Here is a 21,663-nt window from a genome sequence, read left to right as displayed (position 1 = left end):
TCACAGCTTCACGCACACATTCATCGGCTCGGAGAAGAAGCCCAGGGAGTGGTCGCCGCCCTCGCGCCCGATGCCGGACGCCTTCACCCCGCCGAACGGGGTGCGCAGGTCGCGCAGGTTCCAGGTGTTGACCCAGGCGATGCCGACGTCGAGCGCCGGGGCGACCCGGTGGGCGCGGCGCACGTCGCCGGTCCACACCGTGCCGGCCAGGCCGTACGGACCGGCGTTGGCGAGGGCGAGCGCCTCCTCCTCGGTGTCGAACGGCGCCAGGTGCACGACCGGGCCGAAGATCTCGTCCCGTACCGCCGGATGGTCCTCGGGCAGGCCGGTCAGCACGGTCGGCTCCACCCAGAAGCCGCCGTCCCGCTCGTCGCCGAAGCGCGGCACCCCGCCGCCCGCCAGCACCTCGCCGCCGTCGGCGGCGGCCCGTTCCAGGTGGCCCAGGACCTTGTCGCGGTGGGCGGCCGACACCATCGGGCCGTAGCCGGACAGCTCCTTCGCCCCGGCGGCCAGCGCCGCCGCGAACGCGTCGAACACCGGCCGCTCCACGTACACCCGCTCGGTGCACAGGCAGACCTGACCGCTGTGGGTGAAGGACGACCGCAGCGTGCCCGCCACCGCCTCCTCCAGGTCCGCGTCGGCGAAGACGAGGCCGGCGTTCTTGCCTCCGAGCTCGAAGGAGACCGGCGCGAGCCGGGCCGCCGCCGCCCGCATGATCGTGGAGCCGGTGCGGGACTCGCCGGTGAAGGCGATGGCGTCCACCCCGGGGTGCTCGGTCAGCCACTGGCCGGCCGCGTCCGCGCCCCGCCCGTGCACCAGGTTGAACACGCCCGCCGGGACGCCCGCCTCGGCCATCACCTCGGCCAGCAGGCAGGCCGTGCCGGGAGTGAGTTCGGACGGCTTGGCGACGACCGTGTTGCCGGTGGCGAGGGCCGGGGCGACCTTCCAGGTGAGCAGCAGCAGCGGCAGGTTCCACGGCGAGATCACCGCCACGACGCCGAGCGGCTTGTGCACCGTGTAGTTCAGCGCGCCCCGTCCGTCGGGCGTCGGGGTGTGCCAGGACCTCTCGCTCCGCGCGGCCAGCAGATCCGCGTAGGAGCGAAAATTGGCCACCGCGCGCGGGATGTCCACCGTCGAGGCCAGCTCCCGGGGCTTGCCCGTGTCGGCGCACTCGGCGGCGGTGAACTCCTCGAAGCGCGCCTCGATCCCGTCGGCGATCCGGTGCAACAGCCGCGAGCGCTCCGCCGGGCTCCACGCGGCCCACGGCCCGCGCAGCGCCTCGCGGGCCGCCCCCACCGCCCGGTCGACCAGCTCCCGCGACGCCTCCGGCACCGCGCCGGCGGTGCGCCCGGTGACCGGGTCGACGAGCGGGAACGGCACGCCGGACGCGTCGAACCCGCCTCCTACGTAATGCCGCACGGGTGAACTCACCTTGCAGACCTCCGTTGCTGAGCCGGGGACTGTCCGAAACTCACCCCCGGGGCGTGCCGGTATAGTGCGCCCACCCAGCTATGCCGATCCAATGCCGATCGGTAAGGGAGAGATAGCGATCCTGGTATGTCGCGGTACGGCCCCGCCCCGGGCGCGCCACCGCTTCCCCGGAAGGAGCCCCGGCGATGGACCTCCTGGACGGCCGGCTGAAGTTCCGGCACCTGACCCTGCTCATCGCGGTGTACGACCACGGAAGCGTCATACGGGCGGCGGAAAGCCTCCATCTCACCCAGCCCGCCGCCACCCGCACCCTGCGCGAACTGGAGGCCATCGCCGAACTCCCGCTCTTCGTCCGCGTCCCGCGCGGCATGCGGCCCACCGTCTACGGCGAGGCGCTCGTCGGCCACGCCCGCGCGGTGGTCGCCGAGGTCCGGCGGGCCAAGGAGCACCTCACCGGACTGCGCCAGGGCCAGGACGGCACGGTCACCGTGGGCACCCTGCTCGCCGGCGCCAACGTCCTGCTGCCCCGGGCCGTGGCCCGCCTCAAGAAGGAGCGCCCCCGGCTCACCGTCGTGGTCCGCGAGGGCACCCCCGACGTCCTCCACCCGGCCCTGCTCGGCGGCGAACTGGACCTCATCGTCGGCCGGGTGGGACCCGCGCCCGGCGACGGCGACGCGCTGCGGCAGCGGATGCTCTACCGCGAGCCCATCCGGCTCGCGGTCCGCGCCGGGCACCCGCTCCTGGCGGAAGGACCGGCCGGGGGCGCCGTCGCGCTCACCGACGCGCTCGCCCACCCGTGGATCCTGCCGGTCGAACAGACCGCCCTGCGCCAGGAACTGGGCGCCCTCTTCGTCGACCGGGGGCTGCCGCTCCCCGCCGACCGGGTGGAGTGCACCTCCATCCTCACCATGCGGGCCCTGCTCCTCCAGACCGACATGGTGGCGCTCCTGCCCGAACTGGTCCTGCGCGACGACGAGCACCTCGCCGCGCTGCCGGTCGAGCTCCCCTCGGTGGGCCGCACGGTGGGCGTCACCGAGGCCGCCCACCGCACCCGCACCCCCGCCCTCGAAGCCCTCCTGCGCCACCTCGACGAGGAGGCGGCGCTGCTCCGCGCGAGCCTCGGCACCGGCGCACAGGGGTGACGGACCGCCGGGCCCGGGGCGGCGGGATCGGACCAGGAGCCGGGCCGGCGGCCCCGTGAGGTCCGCCGCCGGCGGCGGCAGGGTGCCGAAGGCGGGCCCGGGTCGCCGGTGAGCCGCTTCCGCCCCCGCGACGCCCCCGGCAGCAACGGCCGAACGACCTCACGTTTGACGTCGGACCGTTCGTGGCGACGCCTCACCACACCATGGACCACCGGCCGGGATCATGTGAAGACACCGTCCGGGGGCTTCCTAGAGACACAGCTTCGCCTCGTGCTCGGCGTGGCCGGCCGGCTCCAGCTGGAAGGTGCAGTGCTCCACGTCGAAGTGGGAGCCCAGGCACCCCTGGAGGGAGTGGAGCATCTTCTCGTGCCCCACCGAGTCGAGGGCCCCCTGGTCGACGACCACGTGCGCGGAGAGGACCGGCATTCCCGAGGTGATCGTCCAGGCGTGCAGGTCGTGCACGTCCTCGACCCCCGGCAGGGCCAGTATGTGCGCCCGCACCTCCGCCATGTCCACCCCCTTGGGGGCCGCCTCCAGGAGCACGTCCAGGGTCTCGCGCAGCAGCCCGACCGTGCGGGGGACGATCATCAGGCCGATCACGAGCGAGGCGATCGGGTCGGCGTACTGCCAGCCCGTGAGCAGGACGACCCCGGCCGCGACGATCACGGTGACCGACCCCAGGGCGTCCGCCAGCACCTCCAGATAGGCGCCCCGCACGTTCAGGCTCTCCTTCCGGCCGCGCATGAGCAGCGACAGGGAGACCAGGTTCGCCACCAGGCCGACCGCGGCGAACGCGAGGGCGAGCCCGCCCCTGGTCCCGGCCGGCTCGACGAACCGGTGGATCGCCTCGAAGAGCACGTAGCCGCCCACGCCGAGCAGCAGCAGGCAGTTCGCGAGCGCCGCCAGGATCTCGGCCCGCGCGTAGCCGAAGGTGCGGTTCCCCGAGGGCGGCCGGTTGGCGAAGTGGATCGCGAGGAGCGCCATCGCGAGACCGACCGCGTCGGTCGCCATGTGGGCCGCGTCCGCGACCAGCGCGAGCGAGTCCGCGACCACACCGCCGATGATCTCGATCACCGTCACGGAGAGCGTGATGCCGAGTGCGATCCGCAGCCGGCCCCGGTGGGCGGCCCCCGCGGTGCCCGTCGGCGGCGGGCCCCCGTGGCTGTGCCCGTGGTCGTGTCCAGCCCCCATGACGTGGCCTCCCGGTCGTGTCGTCCGTATGCCCCGAGGCGCAAGTCAACTACGGGTGGGGGGTATGCGCAACACGGCACTGAACACCGTTGTCATATGCTCTGACCTGCGGCGATGAGGGAACGTCCGGGCGCGGCGGCAGCCACCGGCCAAGAGCCCCGCGCATCCGCCCGGACGCGGGCACGGACGGGGCCGCCGGTGACCCGTGACGATCTTCGCGGAACCGCACGCGACCGCGCGGACCCGGGCGGGCCGGAAGGGGTTCCCGCCCGTGCGGCCTCGGTGAACCCGCCCTTCGTTCATCCGATAGCCTCAGTCGACGTGTCGCCGCCCGGTGCCGGGCCGCACCGCCGTGCCCGGGCCGCCATGGGCCCCGCCGGTCCCTCCGCCAGCTCCAAGGAGTGAGTTCGTCTGTCGACCGCCATCCTCACCGGCCCCCCGGCACCCGGATCTTCGCTCGACGGGGATCTGCGGTCGCTCGGCTTCGACGTCCGGATCGCCTCCGGCGCCGAGGAGACCGCCGCCCTGCTGGCCGCCGTCCCGGCGGGTGAGCGCGTCGCGCTCGTGGACCCCCGCTTCGTCGGCCACCTGCACGCGCTCCGCCTCGCCCTCACCGATCCGCGCTTCCCGGCCGCCGCCGCGCCCGGCGCGCTCACCGCGCAGGGCGGGGCCCGTCCCGCGCTGGCCCGCGCGCTCGGTGAGGCCGCCGCCTCCGACGACCTCACGGGCGCCCTCGCCGACGCCCTCGACGCCGGGGGCGTCACCGTGCACCGGCCCCGGCTCGGCACCCTCGTCGCCGCCGTGCCCACCGACGCCGAGGCCCGCCACGCGGCGCGCGCCGCCGTCGAGGCCGTCGACGACGAGGCCGTACGCCTCCGCTCGGCCGTGAAGGCCCACGACGGCTTCTTCACCACCTTCTTCATCAGCCCGTACTCGCGCTACATCGCCCGCTGGTGCGCGCGGCGCGGACTGACCCCCAACCAGGTCACCACCGCCTCGCTGCTCACCGCCCTGATAGCGGCCGGCTGCGCGGCGACCGGCGAACGCGGCGGCTACGTGGCCGCCGGTGTCCTGCTCCTCGTCTCCTTCGTCCTCGACTGCACCGACGGGCAGCTCGCCCGCTACGCGCTGAAGTACTCGACGATGGGCGCCTGGCTCGACGCCACCTTCGACCGCGCCAAGGAGTACGCCTTCTACGCGGGCCTCGCCCTAGGCGCCGCCCGCGACGGCGACGACGTGTGGGCCCTCGCGCTCGGCGCCATGATCCTCATGACCTGCCGGCATGTCGTGGACTTCTCCTTCAACGAGGCGAACGCCGAAAGCACGGGCGCCGCGGCCAAGACCAGCCTGGCCCTCTCCAGCAAGCTCGACAGCGTCGGCTGGACGGTCTGGGCCCGCCGCATGATCATCCTGCCGATCGGCGAGCGCTGGGCGATGATCGCCGTCCTCACCGCCGCCACCAGCCCCCGGATCGTCTTCTGGGCCCTGATCGTCGGCTGCGCCTTCGGCGCCTGCTACACCACCGCCGGCCGCGTCCTGCGCTCCCTGACCCGCAGGGCGAAGCGGACGGACCGGGCCGCCCGCGCGCTCGCGGACCTGGCGGACTCCGGCCCGCTCGCCCAGCTCGTGGCCCGGGTCCTCGGCCGCACGGGAGCCCCCGGCGCCGGCGCCGGCGTCGTCTTCGCCGCCGTCGCGACGGCGGGCCTCCTCTTCGCCGTCCTCGCGCAGCCGTTCGGCGACCGGCAGACCGTGATCGCCGCCCTCGGCTACGCGGTCCTCGCCGGCGCCGCCGTCGCCCGCCCCCTCAAGGGCGCCCTCGACTGGCTCGTACCGCCGCTCTTCCGCGCCGCCGAGTACACCACCGTCCTCGTCCTGGCCGCCCGCTCCGACTCCCCGGGAGCCCTCCCGGCGGCGTTCGGGCTGGTCGCGGCGGTCGCCTACCATCACTACGACACGGTGTACCGCATCCGCGGCGGCACCGGCGCGCCGCCCGCCCGGCTGGTGCGCGTCATCGGCGGACACGAGGGGCGCACGCTCCTGGTGACCGTCCTCGCCGCCCTCCTCGCGGGCCGCGGCGACGGCTTCACCCTGGCACTGACCGTCCTCGCGGTCGCCGTCGCGCTGGTGGTGCTCGTGGAGTCCATCCGCTTCTGGGTCTCCGCCGGAGCACCCGCCGTTCACGACGAAGGAGAAACAGCATGATCGGTCTCGTACTGGCAGCCGGTGCCGGACGGCGTCTGCGCCCCTACACCGACACCCTTCCGAAGGCCCTCGTGCCGGTCGACGGGGACACCACCGTCCTCGACCTGACCCTGAAGAACTTCGCCGAGATCGGCCTCACCGAGGCCGCGATCGTCGTCGGCTACCGCAAGGAGGCCGTCTACGCCCGCAAGGAGGAGCTGGAGGCGAAGTACGGCCTGAAGCTCACCCTCGTCGACAACGACAAGGCCGAGGAGTGGAACAACGCCTACTCCCTGTGGTGCGCCCGTGAGGTCCTCAAGCGCGGCGTGATCCTCGCCAACGGGGACACCGTCCACCCGGTCTCCGTCGAGAAGACCCTGCTCGCCGCCCGCGGCAACGGCCAGAGGATCATCCTCGCCCTCGACACGGTGAAGAACCTCGCCGACGAGGAGATGAAGGTCGTCACCGCCGAGGGCGAGGGCGTCCGGCGCATCACCAAGCTCATGGACCCGGCGACCGCCACCGGCGAGTACATCGGCGTCACCCTGATCGAGGCCGAGGCCGCCGAGGAGCTCGCCGACGCGCTCAAGGCCACCTTCGAGCGCGACCCCGACCTCTACTACGAGGACGGCTACCAGGAGCTGGTCGACCGCGGCTTCACCGTCGACGTGGCCCCCATCGGCGACGTCAGCTGGGTCGAGATCGACAACCACGACGACCTCGCGAAGGGCCGTGAGATCGCGTGCCAGTACTGACCCGGCTGATCCCGTCGCCGGTCGTCGTCGACATCCGCGGGGGAGCGCTGGAGGACCTGTCCGCGCTCCTCGCGGACCAGCGGATCTCCAGCAACGGCAAGATCGCCGTCGCCATCAGCGGGGGCTCCGGCCTCAAGCTGCGCGACCGGTTCGCCGCCGAGCTGCCCGGAGCCGACTGGTACCCGGTCGCCGGGGGCACCATCGACGAGGCCGTGAAGCTGGCCGACGCCATGCGCGGCAAGCGGTACGACGCGGTGGTCGCCCTCGGCGGCGGCAAGATCATCGACGTGACCAAGTACGCGGCGGCCCGGGTCGGACTGCCGCTGGTGGCCATCGCCACCAACCTGTCGCACGACGGGATCTGCTCCCCGATCTCGACCCTGGACAACGACAACGGCCGGGGCTCCTACGGCGTCCCCACCCCGATCGCCCTCGTCATCGACCTGGACGTGATCAGGGACGCGCCGGCCCGCTTCGTCCGCTCCGGCATCGGCGACGCGATCTCCAACCTCTCCGCCATCGCGGACTGGGAGCTGTCCCACCGGGAGAACGGCGAGCCCGTCGACGGCCTCGCGGCCGCCATGGCCCGCAGCGCCGGCGAGGCCGTGCTCCGCCACCCCGGCGGCATCGGCGACGACGACTTCCTCGTCACCCTCTCCGAGGGCCTGGTGATGTCCGGCATCGCCATGTCGATCAGCGGGGACAGCCGCCCCTCCTCGGGCGCCTGCCACGAGATCAGCCACGCCTTCGACCTGCTCTTCCCGGACCGTGCCGCCAGCCACGGCGAGCAGTGCGGCCTCGGGGCGGCCTTCGCCATGCACCTGCGCGGCGCCCGGGAGGGCTCCGCGCTGATGGTCGAGACCCTGCGCCGGCACGGGCTGCCCGTCCGGCCGGAGGAGATGGGCTTCACCGTGGACGAGTTCGTCCGGGCGGTGTCCTTCGCGCCGCAGACCCGGCCGGGCCGCTTCACCATCCTGGAACACCTCGACCTGTCCGACGACGAGATCAGGGACGCGTACGCCGACTATGCACAAGCCATCGGTAGCTGAGCTCCGACCGGTCGTCCACCCCCCGGGCGTGAAGGACCGGCGGAGCGGCGAGCACTGGGGCGGCCGCCTGTACATGCGGGAGATCTCGCTGCGGATCACCCGGCAGCTGGTGACCACCCGGGTCACGCCCAACCAGCTGACCTACCTGATGACCGTCTTCGGCGTGCTCGCCGCCCCGGCGCTGCTCGTGCCGGGCGTCCCGGGCGCCGTCCTCGGCGTGCTCATGGTCCAGCTCTACCTGCTGCTCGACTGCGTCGACGGCGAGGTGGCCCGCTGGAAGAAGCAGTTCTCCCTCGGCGGCGTGTACCTGGACCGGGTCGGCGCCTACCTGTGCGACGCGGCGGTCCTCGTCGGCTTCGGCCTGCGCGCCGCCGACCTGTGGGGCACCGGCCGGATCGACTGGCTGTGGGCCTTCCTGGGCACCCTCGCCGCCCTCGGCGCCATTCTGATCAAGGCCGAGACCGACCTCGTCGGCGTCGCCCGGCACCAGGGCGGCCTTCCGCCGGTCAAGGAGTCCGCCTCCGAGCCGCGCTCCTCCGGCATGGCGCTGGCGCGCCGGGCCGCCGCCGCGCTCAAGTTCCACCGGCTGGTCCTCGGGATCGAGGCGTCCCTGCTCATCCTGGTCCTCGCCGTCGCGGACCAGGTCAGGGGCGACCTCTTCTTCTCCCGGCTCGGCGTCGCCGTCCTCGCGGGCATCGCCCTGCTCCAGACCCTGCTGCACCTGGTGTCGATCATGGTCTCCAGCAGGCTGAAATGAGGCCGGCGGCGGCCGGGCCCCACGGGGCGGGCGCCGCCGCCGACCGGGACACCCCGGCCCGGCGGCGGCCCCCGCTCCCCGCGCGGGCCCGACGCCCCCGCGGACCGCGCCGCCCCCCGGGGTGGCGTACGGTGTGGCCGCCGACCCGGCTGGATCGCCCCCCGGTCGTCCGACATCGTGGTACCCCCCGTGCCGCGCATCTTGAACACGAAAGTTTCGACTGTGAGTGACACACACCAGGGCGGAGCGGTCGCGACGAGCGCCCCCCCGTCCGTCGACGAGGGCCTGGCTCCGGCCGAGCTGGCCGCGAAGTACGGTCTCTCGGTCAGTGGCGCCCGGCCCGGCCTGTTCGAGTACGTCCGGGAGCTGTGGAGCAGGCGCCACTTCATCCTGGCCTTCTCCTCCGCCAAGCTGACCGCCCAGTACAGCCAGGCGAAGCTGGGCCAGGTGTGGCAGGTGGCGACCCCGCTCCTGAACGCCCTGGTCTACTACCTGATCTTCGGCCTGATCCTGGGTGCCGGAAGGGGGATGAGCAAGGACGTCTACATCCCGTTCCTGGTCACCGGCATCTTCGTGTTCACCTTCACCCAGAGCTCGGTGATGGCCGGCGTCCGGGCGATCTCGGGCAACCTGGGCCTCGTCCGGGCGCTGCACTTCCCGCGCGCCTCGCTGCCGATCTCCTTCTCGCTCCAGCAGCTCCAGCAGCTGCTGTTCTCGATGATCGTCCTCGTGGCGATCGCGATCGCCTTCGGCAGCTATCCCTCGCCCCGCTGGCTGCTGCTGGTCCCGGCGCTGTTCCTGCAGTTCGTGTTCAACGTCGGTCTGGCCATGATCATGGCCAGGATGGGCGCCAGGACGCCCGACCTCGCCCAGCTGATGCCGTTCGTCATGCGCACCTGGATGTACGCCTCCGGCGTCATGTTCTCGATCCCCGCGATGCTCTCCGACAAGCCCGCCTGGATCGCCGACGTCCTCATGTACAACCCGGCGGCCGTCTACATGGACCTGATCCGGTTCTCCCTCATCGAGGGCTACGGCGCGCAGAACCTTCCGTCCCACGTCTGGATGACCGCCCTCGCCTGGGCCCTGGTCTTCGGCATCGGCGGATTCGTCTACTTCTGGAAGGCCGAGGAGAGGTACGGCCGTGGCTGACCCGAACCAGTCCAGCATCCCCACCGTCATCTGCGACGACGTCCACATCGTCTACCGGGTCAACACCGGCGGCGCGGGCCGGGGCAGCGCCACGGCGGCGCTCAGCCGCATCGTCGGCCGGGGCAAGGCCGAGGTCACCCGGGGCGTCCGCGAGGTCCACGCGGTCCGCGGCGTCACCTTCACCGCCTACCGGGGCGAGGCCATCGGCCTCATCGGCTCCAACGGCTCCGGCAAGTCCACGCTGCTGCGCGCCGTCGCCGGTCTGCTCCCCACCGAGAGGGGCAGGGTCTACACCGACGGCCAGCCCTCGCTCCTCGGCGTCAACGCCGCCCTGATGAACGACCTCACCGGCGAGCGCAACGTGATCCTGGGCGGCCTCGCCATGGGCATGAGCCGCGAGGAGATCCGCTCGCGCTACCAGGACATCGTCGACTTCTCCGGCATCAACGAGAAGGGCGACTTCATCAGCCTGCCCATGCGCACGTACTCCTCCGGCATGGGCGCCCGCCTCCGTTTCGCCATCGCGGCCGCCAAGAACCACGACGTCCTCCTCATCGACGAGGCGCTCGCCACCGGTGACCGCAAGTTCCAGATCCGCTCCGAGGAGCGCATCCGCGAACTGCGCAAGGAGGCCGGCACGGTCTTCCTGGTGAGCCACAGCAACAAGTCCATCCGGGACACCTGTGACCGGGTGCTCTGGCTGGAGAAGGGCCAGCTCCTCATGGACGGCCCCACGGACGAGGTCCTCAAGGCGTACGAGCGGGAGACCGCCCGTTAGGGCGTGTGTCGAAAGTCCCGTCTGCCCGGCGGGCCCGCCCTCCGGGCGGACGACGCCACTTTCGACACACGCCCGGAACACGCCCGGACCGCCCATGCCCCCGTCGCGCCGCGCCGCGACGGGGGCGTTGTCCGTCGCGGGGCGTTCACCGTGTGTCACCCTCCCTGGTGGGAGGCGCTTCCCGTCGTCCTCGGACGCGGCGCGGGAGCGCCGCCGCCGGGCCCGCCCGCCACCGGGACGCGCCCCCGGGGGCCCGCGTGTCGCGCCGAACGGCCTTGTGGAGAAGGCGGGTTGACGGGGGTGGACGGAGAAGGCGCCCGGCACCCGCCACCCCGGAATGGCGGCGGACGTCGTACGACGTAAGCTGGACCGGTCTGTTTCGCGGCAAGTAGGGCGATACCCCACGGTCATCGGGCCTCCGGGCGACGGCCCTACGGGCAGGGGTCGGCGGCGTGTCCGAAATGGGATGGATTGGGTCAGCAGTGTAGAACGGGAGACGTGACGGCCATGACGCAGAATCTCCAGCTCCACGAGGGTGTCGCCGTCCCTCCGTCGGGCAGCGCCCGGTGACGGACCTCCGGCAGGCGCGCCCCGACGCCACCTCGCGCGCCACACTCGGCAAGGCCGCGGACGAGAACTTCCCCGTCGCCCCCTTCTTCCTGCCCCGCGCCCGGCGCGACGACCTCATGGCCGTCTACGGCTTCGCCCGGCTCGTCGACGACATCGGCGACGGCGACCTCGCCCCCGGCGGGGCCGACGCCCGCCACCTGGGCGTCGGCCCCGAGGAGGCCGGGGACCGGCTCGTCCTCCTCGACGCCTTCGAGGCCGACCTCCGCCGCGTCTTCGACTCCACCCCGCGCCACCCCCTGCTGCGCGCCCTCCAGCCGGTCGTCCGGCGGTGCGGGCTCACCCCCGAGCCCTTCCTCGCCCTGATCGCCGCCAACCGCCAGGACCAGCTCGTCGCCCGCTACGAGACGTACGACGACCTCCTCGCGTACTGCGAACTCTCCGCCAACCCCGTCGGCCGGCTCGTCCTCGCGATCACCGGCACCGACACCCCCGAGCGCGTCCGGCGCTCCGACGAGATCTGCACCGCCCTCCAGATCGTCGAACACCTCCAGGACGTCGCCGAGGACCTCGGCCGGGACCGGGTCTACCTGCCCGCCGAGGACCTCAAGCGGTTCCACGTCACCGAGGGCGACCTCGCCCGGCCCACCGCCGGGGCCTCGGTCCGCGCCCTGATCGCCTTCGAGGCCGGGCGGGCCCGGACGCTCCTCCACGCGGGCACCCCGCTCGTCGGCAGCGTCCACGGCCGGCTCCGCCTCCTCCTCGCCGGATTCACCGCCGGGGGACTCGCGGCGCTCGACGCGATCACGGACGCGGGGTACGACGTGCTGGCCGGCCCGCCGAGGTCCACCAAGCCGAGCCTGATGCGCCAGGCGGGAGCGGTTCTGCTCCGGGCGCGGAGAGAGGGGTGAGCGTGACCGTGGAAGGACAGCACCAGCCGTCCGCACCGGTGCAGGCCGCCTACAGCTACTGCGAGGCGGTCACCGGGCAGCAGGCCCGCAACTTCGCCTACGGGATCCGGCTCCTGCCGACCGAGAAGCGCCAGGCGATGTCCGCGCTCTACGCCTTCTCCCGGCGCGTGGACGACATCGGCGACGGCACGCTCGGACCCGCCGCCAAGCGGGAACGGCTCGAAGCCACCAGGGACCTGCTCGACCGGATCCGCGCCGGAAAGATCGAGGAGGACGACACCGACCCGGTCGCCGTCGCCCTCGCCGACTCCGCCGGCCGCTTCCCGATCCCGCTCGACGGTCTCGACGAACTCATCGACGGCGTCCTCATGGACGTCCACGGCGCGACCTACGAGACCTGGGACGACCTCAAGGTCTACTGCCGCTGCGTCGCCGGCGCGATCGGCCGCCTCTCCCTCGGCGTCTTCGGCACCCACCCCGGCGCCCCCGGCGCCGACCGGGCCCCCGAGTACGCCGACACCCTGGGGCTCGCGCTCCAACTCACCAACATCCTCAGGGACGTACGCGAGGACGCCGGCAACGGGCGCACCTACCTGCCCGCCGACGACCTCGCCAAGTTCGGCTGCGGGGACGGTTTCGGCAGCGCCGTCCCGCCCGAGGGCGCCGACTTCGCCGGCCTCGTCCACTTCGAAGTGCGGCGCGCCCGCGCCCTGTTCGCCGAGGGCTACCGGCTGCTGCCCCTGCTCGACCGGCGCAGCGGCGCCTGCGTCGCCGCCATGGCGGGCATCTACCGGCGGCTCCTCGACCGGATCGAACGCGACCCCGGGGCCGTCCTGCGCGGCCGCGTCTCGCTGCCGGGCCGTGAGAAGGCGTACGTCGCGGTGCGCGGCCTCTCCGGCCTCGACACCCGCCACGTCGCCCGGCGCGACGTCAGGAGGCACTCCTGATGGGCCCGTACGCCCCCGCCCGGGGGGCCGCCCCCGCTCCCGGGGCAACCCGCGCCCCGGTTCCGGCGTCCCTGCCGGTGCCGGCCGCGGCGGCCTTCCCGGGACCGGCAACCCTCCCGAGGCCGACGGTCCCGGCCGCGCACCGGCCGTTCCCGGCCGTCCCGACCGCGACGAAGACGAACCGACCGGAGGCCGCGTGACCCACGAAGGAACCGGGCGGAGCGCCCCGCAGTCCCACGCCGTCGTCGTCGGCGGCGGGATCGCCGGGGTCACCGCGGCGCTCCAGCTCGCCGACGCGGGCGTCCGCGTCACCCTGCTCGAAGGCCGGCCCCGGCTCGGCGGCCTCGCCTTCTCCTTCCGGCGCGGCGAACTGTCCGTCGACAACGGCCAGCACGTTCACCTGCGCTGCTGCACCGCCTACCGCTGGTTCCTCGACCGGATCGGCGGCGCCCACCTCGCCCCCGTCCAGGACCGGCTCGACGTGCCCGTCCTCGACGTCGGCCACCGCCGCGGCCCCCGGCTCGGCCGGATCCGCCGCGACGACCTGCCCGTCCCGTTCCACCTCGCCCGCAGCCTGGCGACCTACCCCCACCTCGGCGCCGTCGAGCGCGTGAGCGTCGGCCGGGCCGCGCTCGCCCTGAGCCGTCTCGACCCCGCCGACCCGGCCCTCGACGGCATCGACTTCGCGACCTGGCTCGGCCGCCACGGGCAGTCCCCGCGCGCCGTCGAGGCCCTGTGGGACCTCGTCGGCGTCGCCACGCTCAACGCCACCGCCCCGAACGCCTCCATGGGCCTCGCCGCCATGGTCTTCAAGACCGGTCTCCTCTCCGAGCCCGGCGCCGCCGACATCGGCTGGGCCCGCGTCCCGCTCGGCGAACTCCACGACACCCTGGCCGCGAAGGCCCTCACCGCCCTCGGCGTCCGCGTCGCGCTGCGCACCAAGGCCGAGCGGATCTCCCGCACCGACGGCGGCCGCTGGGCCGTGGAGGTGCCGGGCGAGACGATCGACGCCGACACCGTCGTCCTCGCCGTACCGCAGCACGAGACCCACGCCCTGCTGCCCGAGGGCGCGCTCGACGACCCCGGCCGGCTCCTCGACATCGGCACCGCCCCCATCCTCAACCTGCACGTCGTCTACGACCGCAAGGTGCTCAGGCAGCCCTTCTTCACCGCGCTCGGATCCCCGGTGCAGTGGGTCTTCGACCGCACCCGGACCTCCGGACTGGAGGGCGGCGGCCAGTACCTCGCCGTCTCCCAGTCCGCCGCGCAGGCCGACATCGACGAACCCGTCGCCGTCCTGCGCGAGCGCTACCTCCCGGAGCTGGAGCGGCTGCTGCCCGCCGCCCGCGGCGCCGGGGTGCGCGACTTCTTCGTCACCAGGGAGCGGACGGCGACGTTCGACCCCGCCCCGGGCGTCGGCCGGCTCCGCCCCGGCGCCCGCACCCGGGCACCGGGCCTCTACCTGGCCGGGGCCTGGACCGCCACCGGCTGGCCCGCGACCATGGAGGGGGCGGTCCGCAGCGGCTTCAGCGCCGCCGGCGCCGCGCTCTCCGCCCTCGGCCGCCGCCATGACCATCCGCTGCAGGAGGCGGTATGAGTGTGAGTACCGGAACAAGAGGAGAGACCGTGCCGACAGCGCCGCCGGGACACCCGGCCGTCGACACCGCGGACGTGTCCGCACTGCTGGAGCGGGGACGGACCCTGTCCACCCCCGTACTGCGGGCGGCCGTCGGCCGCCTCGCGCCGCCCATGGACACCGTGGCCGCCTACCACTTCGGCTGGATCGACGCGCAGGGCAACCCCGCCGACGGCGATGGCGGCAAGGCCGTCCGCCCCGCGCTCGCCCTGCTGTCGGCCGAGGCCGCGGGCGCCGCGCCCGAGGTCGGGGTGCCCGGCGCCGTCGCCGTGGAACTCGTCCACAACTTCTCGCTGCTCCACGACGACCTGATGGACGGCGACGAGCAGCGCCGCCACCGCGACACGGTGTGGAAGGTGCACGGCCCGGCGCAGGCCATCCTCGTCGGCGACGCCCTCTTCGCCCTCGCCAACGAACTGCTGCTCGAACTCGGCACCGTCGAGGCGGGACGGGCCACCCGCCGGCTCACCACGGCCACCCGCAAGCTCATCGACGGGCAGGCCCAGGACATCTCCTACGAGCACCGCGAGCGGGTCACCGTCGAGGAGTGCCTGGAGATGGAGGGCAACAAGACGGGCGCCCTCCTCGCCTGCGCCGTCTCCATCGGCGCCGTCCTCGGCGGCGCCGACGACCGGACCGCCGACAAGCTGGAGGAGTACGGCTACCACCTCGGCCTCGCCTTCCAGGCCGTGGACGACCTGCTCGGCATCTGGGGCGACCCGGAGGCCACCGGCAAGCAGACCTGGAGCGACCTGCGCCAGCGCAAGAAGTCCCTCCCCGTCGTCGCCGCCCTCGCCGCCGGGGGACCGGCCTCCGAGCGGCTCGGCGAACTGCTCGCCGCGGACGCCAAGTCCCACGACTTCGACACCTTCTCCGAGGAGGAGTTCGCCATCAGGGCGGCCCTCATCGAGAAGGCCGGAGGACGCGAGTGGACCTCCGAGGAGGCCCGCCGCCAGCACACCGTCGCGATCGACGCCCTGAACGAGGTGGACATGCCCGCCCGGGTGCGGGACCAGCTCACCGCCCTGGCCGACTTCGTGGTCGTACGGAAGAGATGATCGCCATCACCCTGATATGAGTTCGCGGTCGCCGGCCGGCGCCACCCGGCGCCGGCCGACGGCAGACCCGCAGGAGCAGAAGGAAACGGACTGCGCGAAGGGGAAGCCATGACAGCGACGACCGACGGAAGCGCCGGGGCCGTGAGCCCCCGGACGGCCGCGGCGAACGAGACGACCGACACCCTCCCGCCGCCGGCGGGGACCGTCACCGGGCCCGAGAGACTCGACGCCACCGCCGCGCGGGCGGCGGCACGGGCCGCCGAGCACCTGCTCGCCCGGCAGGACCCGGCCGGCTGGTGGAAGGGCGACCTGGAGACCAACGTCACCATGGACGCCGAGGACCTGCTGCTCCGCCGATTCCTGGGCATCCTCGACCCGGACACCACCCGGGCCGCCGCCCTCCACATCCGCCGCGAGCAGCGCGAGGACGGCGCCTGGGCCACCTTCTACGGCGGACCCGGCGAACTCTCCGCCACCGTCGAGGCGTACGTGGCGCTGCGGCTCGCCGGAGACCCGCCCGACGCCCCGCACATGGCCCGCGCCTCCGCCTGGGTCCGCGCCCGCGGCGGCATCGCCGCCACCCGGGTCTTCACCAGGATCTGGCTGGCCCTCTTCGGCTGGTGGCGCTGGGACGACCTGCCCGAACTGCCCCCGGAGCTGCTCTTCCTGCCGAAGTGGTTCCCGCTGAACATCTACGACTTCGGCTGCTGGGCCCGGCAGACGATCGTGCCGCTGACCGTGGTCTCCGCGAAGCGCCCGGTCCGCCCCGCCCCCTTCCCGCTGGACGAGCTGCACACCGACCCGGCCCGCCCGAACCCGCCCCGCCCCCTCGCCCCGGTGACGGGCTGGGACGGGATCTTCCAGCGGCTCGACAAGGCGCTGCGCCTCTACCACCGGGTGGCGCCGCGCCCGGTGCGCGGGGCGGCCATGAACCTCGCCGCCCGGTGGATCGTGGAGCGCCAGGAGAACGACGGCTGCTGGGGCGGCATCCAGCCCCCCGCCGTCTACTCGGTCATCGCCCTCCACCTCCTCGGCTACGACCTGGAGCACCCCGTCATGCGGGCCGGCCTGGAGTCGCTCGACCGGTTCGCCGTCCGGCGCGGGGACGGCTCCCGGATGGTCGAGGCGTGCCAGTCGCCCGTCTGGGACACCTGCCTCGCCACCATCGCCCTCGCCGACGCCGGACTCGCCCCCGACCACCCGGCCCTGGTGAAGGCCGTCGACTGGATGCTGGGCGAGGAGGTCACCCGCTCCGGGGACTGGGCGGTGCGCCGTCCCGAGCTCCCGCCGGGCGGCTGGGCGTTCGAGTTCCACAACGACAACTACCCCGACACCGACGACACCGCCGAGGTCCTGCTCGCCCTGCGCCGGGTCCGGCACCCCGAGCCGGCCCGGCTGGAGGCGTCCGTCGCCCGGGGCGTCCGCTGGACCCTCGGCATGCAGTCCCGCAACGGAGCCTGGGGCGCCTTCGACGCCGACAACACCAGCGCCCTCCCCAACAAGCTGCCCTTCTGCGACTTCGGCGAGGTGATCGACCCGCCCTCCGCCGACGTCACCGCCCACGTCGTGGAGATGCTCGCCCACGAGGGCCTGGCCCACGACCCCCGCACCCGCCGGGGAATCGAGTGGCTGCTCGCCGAACAGGAGCCGAACGGCGCCTGGTTCGGCCGCTGGGGCGTCAACCACGTGTACGGGACGGGCTCCGTGCTCCCCGCGCTCGCCGCCGCCGGCCTCCCCTCCTCCCACCCGGCCGTCCGCCGCGCCGTCGCCTGGCTCGGCTCCGTGCAGAACGAGGACGGCGGCTGGGGCGAGGACCTGCGCTCGTACCGGGACCCGGAGTGGATCGGGCACGGCGTCTCCACCGCCTCCCAGACCGCCTGGGCCCTGATCGCCCTCCTCGCGGCGGGCGAGCGGGAGTCCGAGCCGGTGCGCCGGGGCGTCGCCTGGCTCGCCGCGACCCAGCTCCCGGACGGCTCGTGGGACGAGCCGTACTTCACCGGCACCGGCTTCCCCTGGGACTTCTCCATCAACTACCACCTCTACCGGCTGGTCTTCCCCCTCACGGCGCTGGGCCGTTACGTGTACGGGGACCCCGCGCTCCTCCGGGAGGGCTGATGGGCGGCGAGCGGGGTCCCGGCCCCGCCGCCCCGCCGCTGCTGATCGCCTGCGCGCTCGGCATCGAGCAGGCCGCCCTGCGCAGCGGCGGCCGGGGCGGCGCCCCCGGCCCGGTCACCGTGCTGCGGACGGGCATGGGGCCCGGCCGGGCCCGCGGCGCGGTCTCCCGGGCGCTGGGGCGGCGGCCCTTGTGGGACGCGGCCGTGATCGCCTCCGGGTTCTGCGCGGGGCTCGCCCCGGGCATGCACCCCGGGGACCTGATCGTCGCCGACGAGACCCGGGGCCCCGACGGCACGACCGCGTGCACCGGCACCGGCCTGCTGGTGGAGGCCCTGGCCCGGGCGGTGCCCGGCCGGGCCGTCCACGTCGGTCCGCTGACCGGCTCCGCCCATGTGGTGCGGGGTCCCGAGCGGGCCGCGCTGCGGGGCACCGGCGCGATCGCCGTCGACATGGAGTCCGCGGTGACCCTGCGCACCGCGCGGGCCGCCGGGGCGTTCGGCGAGGGGCCGGGAGCGCGCCCGGTTGCGGCCGTCCGGGTGGTCGTGGACGCTCCAGAACATGAGCTGGTCCGTATTGGCACGGTTCGCGGGGGAATATCGGCCTTTCGCGTCCTTCGTGCCATTCTTCCCGCTTTCTTCGAATGGCACCGTTCTTTGCCGCTCCCCAGGAGGTGAACGAGTTATGGCCATGCCGCTCCGTCAGTCCGTCCGGGTCGGGACCTACCTCTTCGAACAGAAGCTCCGCAAGCGCGACAAGTTCCCGCTGATCGTCGAGCTCGAACCGCTCTTCGCCTGCAACCTCAAGTGCGAGGGCTGCGGGAAGATCCAGCACCCGGCGGGTGTCCTCAAGCAGCGCATGCCGGTCGCCCAGGCGGTCGGCGCCGTCCTGGAGTCCGGCGCGCCCATGGTGTCCATCGCGGGCGGAGAGCCCCTGATGCACCCGCAGATCCACGAGATCGTGCGCCAGCTGGTGGCCAGGAGGAAGTACGTCTTCCTCTGCACCAACGCCATGCTGCTGCGCAAGAAGCTGGAGGACTTCACCCCCTCCCGGTACTTCGCCTTCGCCGTGCACATCGACGGCCTGCGCGAGCGGCACGACGAGTCCGTGGCCAAGGAGGGCGTCTTCGACGAGGCCGTCGCGGCGATCAAGGAGGCCAAGCGGCGCGGCTTCCGGGTCACCACCAACTCGACCTTCTTCAACACCGACACCCCGCAGACCGTCATCGAGGTGCTCAACTACCTGAACGACGACCTCCGGGTCGACGAGATGATGATCTCGCCCGCCTACGCCTACGAGAAGGCCCCCGACCAGGAGCACTTCCTCGGCGTCGAACAGACCCGGGAACTCTTCAGGAAGGCGTTCTCCGGCGGGAACCGGCGCCGCTGGCGGCTCAACCACTCGCCGCTCTTCCTGGACTTCCTGGAGGGGAAGGCGGACTTCCCCTGCACCGCCTGGGCCATCCCCAACTACTCCCTCTTCGGCTGGCAGCGCCCCTGCTACCTGATGAGCGACGGCTACGTCCCCACGTACCGCGAGCTGGTCGAGGAGACCGACTGGGAGAAGTACGGCCGGGGCAGGGACCCGCGCTGCGCCAACTGCATGGCGCACTGCGGCTACGAACCCACCGCCGTCCTCGCCACCATGGGCTCCCTCAAGGAGTCGCTGCGCGCGGTCAGGGAGACCGTCTCCGGAGGGGGACGGTGAGCGGCGCATGACGGAAGACTTCGACCTGGGGGCCCTGCTCGCCGAGCGCGGCGGCGAGCGGTACGAACTGCACGCCGCCCACCTCAACCCCCAGCTCCCGCGCATGCTCCACGCCATCGGCTTCGACAAGGTGTACGAGCGGGCCGAGGGCGCCCACTTCTGGGACGCCGACGGGGCCGACTACCTCGACATGCTCGCCGGGTTCGGCGTGATGGGCCTCGGACGGCACCACCCCGTCGTCCGCAGGGCCCTCCACGACGTCCTGGACGCCCAGCTGGCCGACCTCACCCGCTTCGACTGCCAGCCGCTGCCCGGCCTCCTCGCCGAGCGGCTGCTCGCCCACAGCCCCCACCTCGACCGGGTCTTCTTCGGCAACAGCGGCACCGAGGCCGTCGAGACCGCCCTCAAGTTCGCCCGGTACGCCACCGGGCGGCCCAGGATCGTCTACTGCGACCACGCCTTCCACGGGCTCACCACCGGCTCCCTCTCCGTCAACGGCGAGCGCGGCTTCCGGGACGGCTTCGGCCCGCTCCTGCCGGACACCGCGATCGCCCTCGGCGACCTCGACGCCCTGGAGTGCGAGCTGCGGAAGGGCGACGTGGCCGGCTTCCTCGTGGAGCCGATCCAGGGCAAGGGCGTCCAGGAGGCGCCGCCCGGCTTCCTGCGCGGGGCCCAGGAGCTGCTGCGCCGGCACGGCGCCCTGCTGATCGCGGACGAGGTGCAGACCGGCCTCGGCCGGACCGGCGACTTCTACGCGTACCAGCACGAGGAGGGCGTCGAGCCGGACCTGGTCTGCGTCGCGAAGGCGCTCTCGGGCGGTTACGTGCCGGTCGGCGCCACCCTCGGCAAGGACTGGATCTTCAGGAAGGTCTACTCCTCGATGGACCGGGTCCTGGTCCACTCCGCGAGCTTCGGGTCGAACGCGCAGGCCATGGCCGCCGGGCTCGCCGTCCTCGCCGTGATGGAGCGGGAGGGCACGGTCGCCCACGCGCGCCGGATCGGCGACCTGCTCTCCGGGCGCCTGCGGGAGCTGGTGCCCCGGTACGAACTGCTCCACGAGGTCCGCGGACGCGGCCTGATGATCGGCATCGAGTTCGGCCGGCCGTCCTCGCTGGGCCTCCGCGGCCGCTGGGCGATGCTCCAGGCGGCCCGCAAGGGCCTCTTCGCCCAGATGGTCGTCGTCCCGCTGCTCCAGCGGCACCGCATCCTCACCCAGGTCTCCGGGGACCACCTGGAGGTGATCAAGCTGATTCCGCCGCTGGTCGTGGACGAGGCGGACGTGGACCGGTTCGTCACCGCCTTCACGGCGGTCATGGACGACGCCCACGGCGGGAGCGGGCTGATGTGGGACTTCGGCAGGACGCTCGTCAGGCAGGCGGTCGCGCAGCGCTGACGCGCGCCGCCCGGGTTTTGCCTCCGGGGCAATAAACTTGCCTCAGAGGCATGATCCTGGCGGAATGGACGCATGGACCACGTCCCCGGGGAGCCCTCCCCGGACCCCGCCGCTCCCGACGCCCTGCCGGACGTGGCCCCGCGACTGCGGGCGCTGCGCCGCCGCCGGGGGCTCACCCTGGAGGCCGCCGCCCGGCGGGCCGGTCTCTCGCCGGCCCACCTCTCGCGCCTGGAGACGGGGAACCGGCAGCCCTCGCTGCCGATGCTGCTCGCCCTCTCCCGTACCTACGGTACGACGGTCTCCGAACTCCTGGGGGAGGCGCCTCCCGAGCGGGACCCCGTGATCCGGGCCGGCCGCTCCGAGCCGGTCGAGGCCGACGGCTGGATCTACCGCCAGGCGGGCGGCGCCGGACGCGCCCTCCAGTGCCTGCGGGTCCACGTGCCGCACGCCACCCGGGGCGACATCGTGCGCGTGCACCCGGGCGAGGAGTGGATCCACGTCCTGGAGGGCCGGGTGCGGCTCGCGCTCGGGGAGGCGGTCCACGTCCTCGACCCCGGGGACGGCGCCCACTTCGACTCGCTCACCCCCCACCGGATCGGCGCCGCCACTCCCGGCGGGGCCGAGCTGCTCTTCGTCCACACCCTCCTGCAGAGCCCCGTCGCCGAGCTGTGCCTCGGCGACGGGACCCCGCACCGACGCCGCCCTTCGTGACGCATCCCAAGGAAAGGACTGACATGTCCGAGAAGTCCGCACCCGTCACCGGCGAGGAGCGCGGGGAAGGCAAGTTCCCCAAGGGCCTGGTGCTCCGCCTCTTCGCCTACCTGATCGCCGGTCACCTCTTCGCCGGCTTCCTCTACCTGCTCTTCATGCTGGGCGGGCAGAACCAGTAGGGCGGG

General features: G+C 73.5%; 19 protein-coding genes. 17 read left to right on the top strand and 2 right to left on the bottom strand.

Annotation, left to right across the window (positions count from 1 at the left end; genetic code table 11):
* Nucleotides 1-1,419, bottom strand: coding sequence for a 2-hydroxymuconic semialdehyde dehydrogenase (locus ACZ6AQ_RS23815; protein WP_468762085.1), 1,419 nt, complete (start codon nucleotides 1,417-1,419; stop codon nucleotides 1-3).
* A 197-nt stretch (nucleotides 1,420-1,616) separates the two neighbouring features.
* Here ACZ6AQ_RS23815 and ACZ6AQ_RS23810 point away from each other — a divergent pair, with 197 nt between their 5' ends.
* Nucleotides 1,617-2,573 (top strand): LysR substrate-binding domain-containing protein, encoded by a 957-nt coding sequence (locus ACZ6AQ_RS23810; RefSeq protein WP_468762084.1) that lies wholly within the window; start codon nucleotides 1,617-1,619, stop codon nucleotides 2,571-2,573.
* A 249-nt stretch (nucleotides 2,574-2,822) separates the two neighbouring features.
* On the opposite strand, the gene ACZ6AQ_RS23805 is transcribed toward ACZ6AQ_RS23810, so the two are convergent.
* The gene (locus tag ACZ6AQ_RS23805; protein WP_468762082.1) at nucleotides 2,823-3,764 is read right to left on the bottom strand and encodes a cation diffusion facilitator family transporter; all 942 of its coding nucleotides are present in this window, start codon (nucleotides 3,762-3,764) and stop codon (nucleotides 2,823-2,825) included.
* A 411-nt stretch (nucleotides 3,765-4,175) separates the two neighbouring features.
* On the opposite strand from ACZ6AQ_RS23805, the gene ACZ6AQ_RS23800 reads away from it, so the two are divergent.
* From ACZ6AQ_RS23800 to ACZ6AQ_RS23725, 16 genes are all read left to right on the top strand, one after another.
* Nucleotides 4,176-5,966: a DUF5941 domain-containing protein gene (locus ACZ6AQ_RS23800; RefSeq protein ID WP_468762320.1), complete on the top strand. Its 1,791-nt coding sequence runs from the start codon at nucleotides 4,176-4,178 to the stop codon at nucleotides 5,964-5,966.
* Nucleotides 5,963-6,700, top strand: a complete 738-nt coding sequence (locus tag ACZ6AQ_RS23795; protein ID WP_468762080.1) for a phosphocholine cytidylyltransferase family protein — start codon at nucleotides 5,963-5,965, stop codon at nucleotides 6,698-6,700. The genes ACZ6AQ_RS23800 and ACZ6AQ_RS23795 overlap by 4 nt, the downstream gene beginning before the upstream one ends.
* The gene (locus ACZ6AQ_RS23790) at nucleotides 6,688-7,749 is read left to right on the top strand and encodes an iron-containing alcohol dehydrogenase family protein (RefSeq protein ID WP_468762078.1); all 1,062 of its coding nucleotides are present in this window, start codon (nucleotides 6,688-6,690) and stop codon (nucleotides 7,747-7,749) included. The genes ACZ6AQ_RS23795 and ACZ6AQ_RS23790 overlap by 13 nt, the downstream gene beginning before the upstream one ends.
* Nucleotides 7,727-8,506, top strand: coding sequence for a CDP-alcohol phosphatidyltransferase family protein (locus ACZ6AQ_RS23785; RefSeq protein WP_468762076.1), 780 nt, complete (start codon nucleotides 7,727-7,729; stop codon nucleotides 8,504-8,506). The genes ACZ6AQ_RS23790 and ACZ6AQ_RS23785 overlap by 23 nt, the downstream gene beginning before the upstream one ends.
* Nucleotides 8,507-8,728: 222 nt before the next feature.
* Nucleotides 8,729-9,658, top strand: coding sequence for an ABC transporter permease (locus ACZ6AQ_RS23780; RefSeq protein WP_468762074.1), 930 nt, complete (start codon nucleotides 8,729-8,731; stop codon nucleotides 9,656-9,658).
* On the top strand, nucleotides 9,651-10,436 hold the full coding sequence (locus tag ACZ6AQ_RS23775) for an ABC transporter ATP-binding protein (RefSeq protein ID WP_388697171.1): 786 nt from the start codon (nucleotides 9,651-9,653) through the stop codon (nucleotides 10,434-10,436). Before ACZ6AQ_RS23780 ends, ACZ6AQ_RS23775 begins: the two co-directional genes overlap by 8 nt.
* Before the next feature lie 566 nt (nucleotides 10,437-11,002).
* Entirely contained in the window at nucleotides 11,003-11,914 is a 912-nt protein-coding gene (hpnC, locus tag ACZ6AQ_RS23770; protein ID WP_468762072.1) for a squalene synthase HpnC, read from the top strand.
* A complete protein-coding gene (hpnD, locus tag ACZ6AQ_RS23765) occupies nucleotides 11,911-12,861 on the top strand; it encodes a presqualene diphosphate synthase HpnD (RefSeq protein WP_468762070.1) in 951 nt (316 codons plus the stop codon). The genes hpnC and hpnD overlap by 4 nt, the downstream gene beginning before the upstream one ends.
* Before the next feature lie 196 nt (nucleotides 12,862-13,057).
* The gene (hpnE, locus tag ACZ6AQ_RS23760) at nucleotides 13,058-14,458 is read left to right on the top strand and encodes a hydroxysqualene dehydroxylase HpnE (protein ID WP_468762068.1); all 1,401 of its coding nucleotides are present in this window, start codon (nucleotides 13,058-13,060) and stop codon (nucleotides 14,456-14,458) included.
* A complete protein-coding gene (locus tag ACZ6AQ_RS23755) occupies nucleotides 14,455-15,555 on the top strand; it encodes a polyprenyl synthetase family protein (protein WP_468762066.1) in 1,101 nt (366 codons plus the stop codon). Before hpnE ends, ACZ6AQ_RS23755 begins: the two co-directional genes overlap by 4 nt.
* A 108-nt stretch (nucleotides 15,556-15,663) precedes the next feature.
* Nucleotides 15,664-17,670, top strand: coding sequence for a squalene--hopene cyclase (gene shc / locus ACZ6AQ_RS23750; protein WP_468762061.1), 2,007 nt, complete (start codon nucleotides 15,664-15,666; stop codon nucleotides 17,668-17,670).
* The gene (locus tag ACZ6AQ_RS23745; RefSeq protein WP_468762059.1) at nucleotides 17,670-18,344 is read left to right on the top strand and encodes a phosphorylase family protein; all 675 of its coding nucleotides are present in this window, start codon (nucleotides 17,670-17,672) and stop codon (nucleotides 18,342-18,344) included. The genes shc and ACZ6AQ_RS23745 overlap by 1 nt, the downstream gene beginning before the upstream one ends.
* Nucleotides 18,345-18,351: 7 nt before the next feature.
* A complete protein-coding gene (gene hpnH, locus ACZ6AQ_RS23740) occupies nucleotides 18,352-19,374 on the top strand; it encodes an adenosyl-hopene transferase HpnH (RefSeq protein WP_388697181.1) in 1,023 nt (340 codons plus the stop codon).
* 7 nt (nucleotides 19,375-19,381) lie between these two features.
* On the top strand, nucleotides 19,382-20,767 hold the full coding sequence (locus ACZ6AQ_RS23735) for an aspartate aminotransferase family protein (RefSeq protein WP_468762057.1): 1,386 nt from the start codon (nucleotides 19,382-19,384) through the stop codon (nucleotides 20,765-20,767).
* 72 nt (nucleotides 20,768-20,839) lie between these two features.
* Nucleotides 20,840-21,478 carry a helix-turn-helix domain-containing protein gene (locus ACZ6AQ_RS23730; protein WP_468762055.1) on the top strand — a complete coding sequence of 213 codons (639 nt, stop codon included), beginning with the start codon at nucleotides 20,840-20,842 and terminating at the stop codon, nucleotides 21,476-21,478.
* Nucleotides 21,479-21,501: 23 nt separating this feature from the next.
* Nucleotides 21,502-21,657 (top strand): DUF6126 family protein, encoded by a 156-nt coding sequence (locus tag ACZ6AQ_RS23725; RefSeq protein ID WP_167534180.1) that lies wholly within the window; start codon nucleotides 21,502-21,504, stop codon nucleotides 21,655-21,657.
* Nucleotides 21,658-21,663: the final 6 nt, after the last annotated feature.

The organism is Streptomyces sp. NPDC041191, assembly GCF_055591945.1.
The sequence above is the reverse complement of the archived record's forward strand: the minus strand, read 5'-3'. Positions and strand labels throughout refer to the sequence as shown.

Excerpts from the sequence above, each read along its gene's own strand:
- ACZ6AQ_RS23810 (WP_468762084.1), top strand. The coding sequence starts at position 1,617 with ATGGACCTCCTGGACGGCCGGCTGAAGTTCCGGCACCTGACCCTGCTC.
- ACZ6AQ_RS23805 (WP_468762082.1), bottom strand. The coding sequence starts at position 3,764 with ATGGGGGCTGGACACGACCACGGGCACAGCCACGGGGGCCCGCCGCCG.
- ACZ6AQ_RS23795 (WP_468762080.1), top strand. The coding sequence starts at position 5,963 with ATGATCGGTCTCGTACTGGCAGCCGGTGCCGGACGGCGTCTGCGCCCC.
- ACZ6AQ_RS23785 (WP_468762076.1), top strand. The coding sequence starts at position 7,727 with ATGCACAAGCCATCGGTAGCTGAGCTCCGACCGGTCGTCCACCCCCCG.
- ACZ6AQ_RS23755 (WP_468762066.1), top strand. The coding sequence starts at position 14,455 with ATGAGTGTGAGTACCGGAACAAGAGGAGAGACCGTGCCGACAGCGCCG.
- shc (WP_468762061.1), top strand. The coding sequence starts at position 15,664 with ATGACAGCGACGACCGACGGAAGCGCCGGGGCCGTGAGCCCCCGGACG.
- ACZ6AQ_RS23745 (WP_468762059.1), top strand. The coding sequence starts at position 17,670 with ATGGGCGGCGAGCGGGGTCCCGGCCCCGCCGCCCCGCCGCTGCTGATC.
- hpnH (WP_388697181.1), top strand. The coding sequence starts at position 18,352 with ATGGCCATGCCGCTCCGTCAGTCCGTCCGGGTCGGGACCTACCTCTTC.
- ACZ6AQ_RS23735 (WP_468762057.1), top strand. The coding sequence starts at position 19,382 with ATGACGGAAGACTTCGACCTGGGGGCCCTGCTCGCCGAGCGCGGCGGC.
- ACZ6AQ_RS23730 (WP_468762055.1), top strand. The coding sequence starts at position 20,840 with ATGGACCACGTCCCCGGGGAGCCCTCCCCGGACCCCGCCGCTCCCGAC.
- ACZ6AQ_RS23725 (WP_167534180.1), top strand. The coding sequence starts at position 21,502 with ATGTCCGAGAAGTCCGCACCCGTCACCGGCGAGGAGCGCGGGGAAGGC.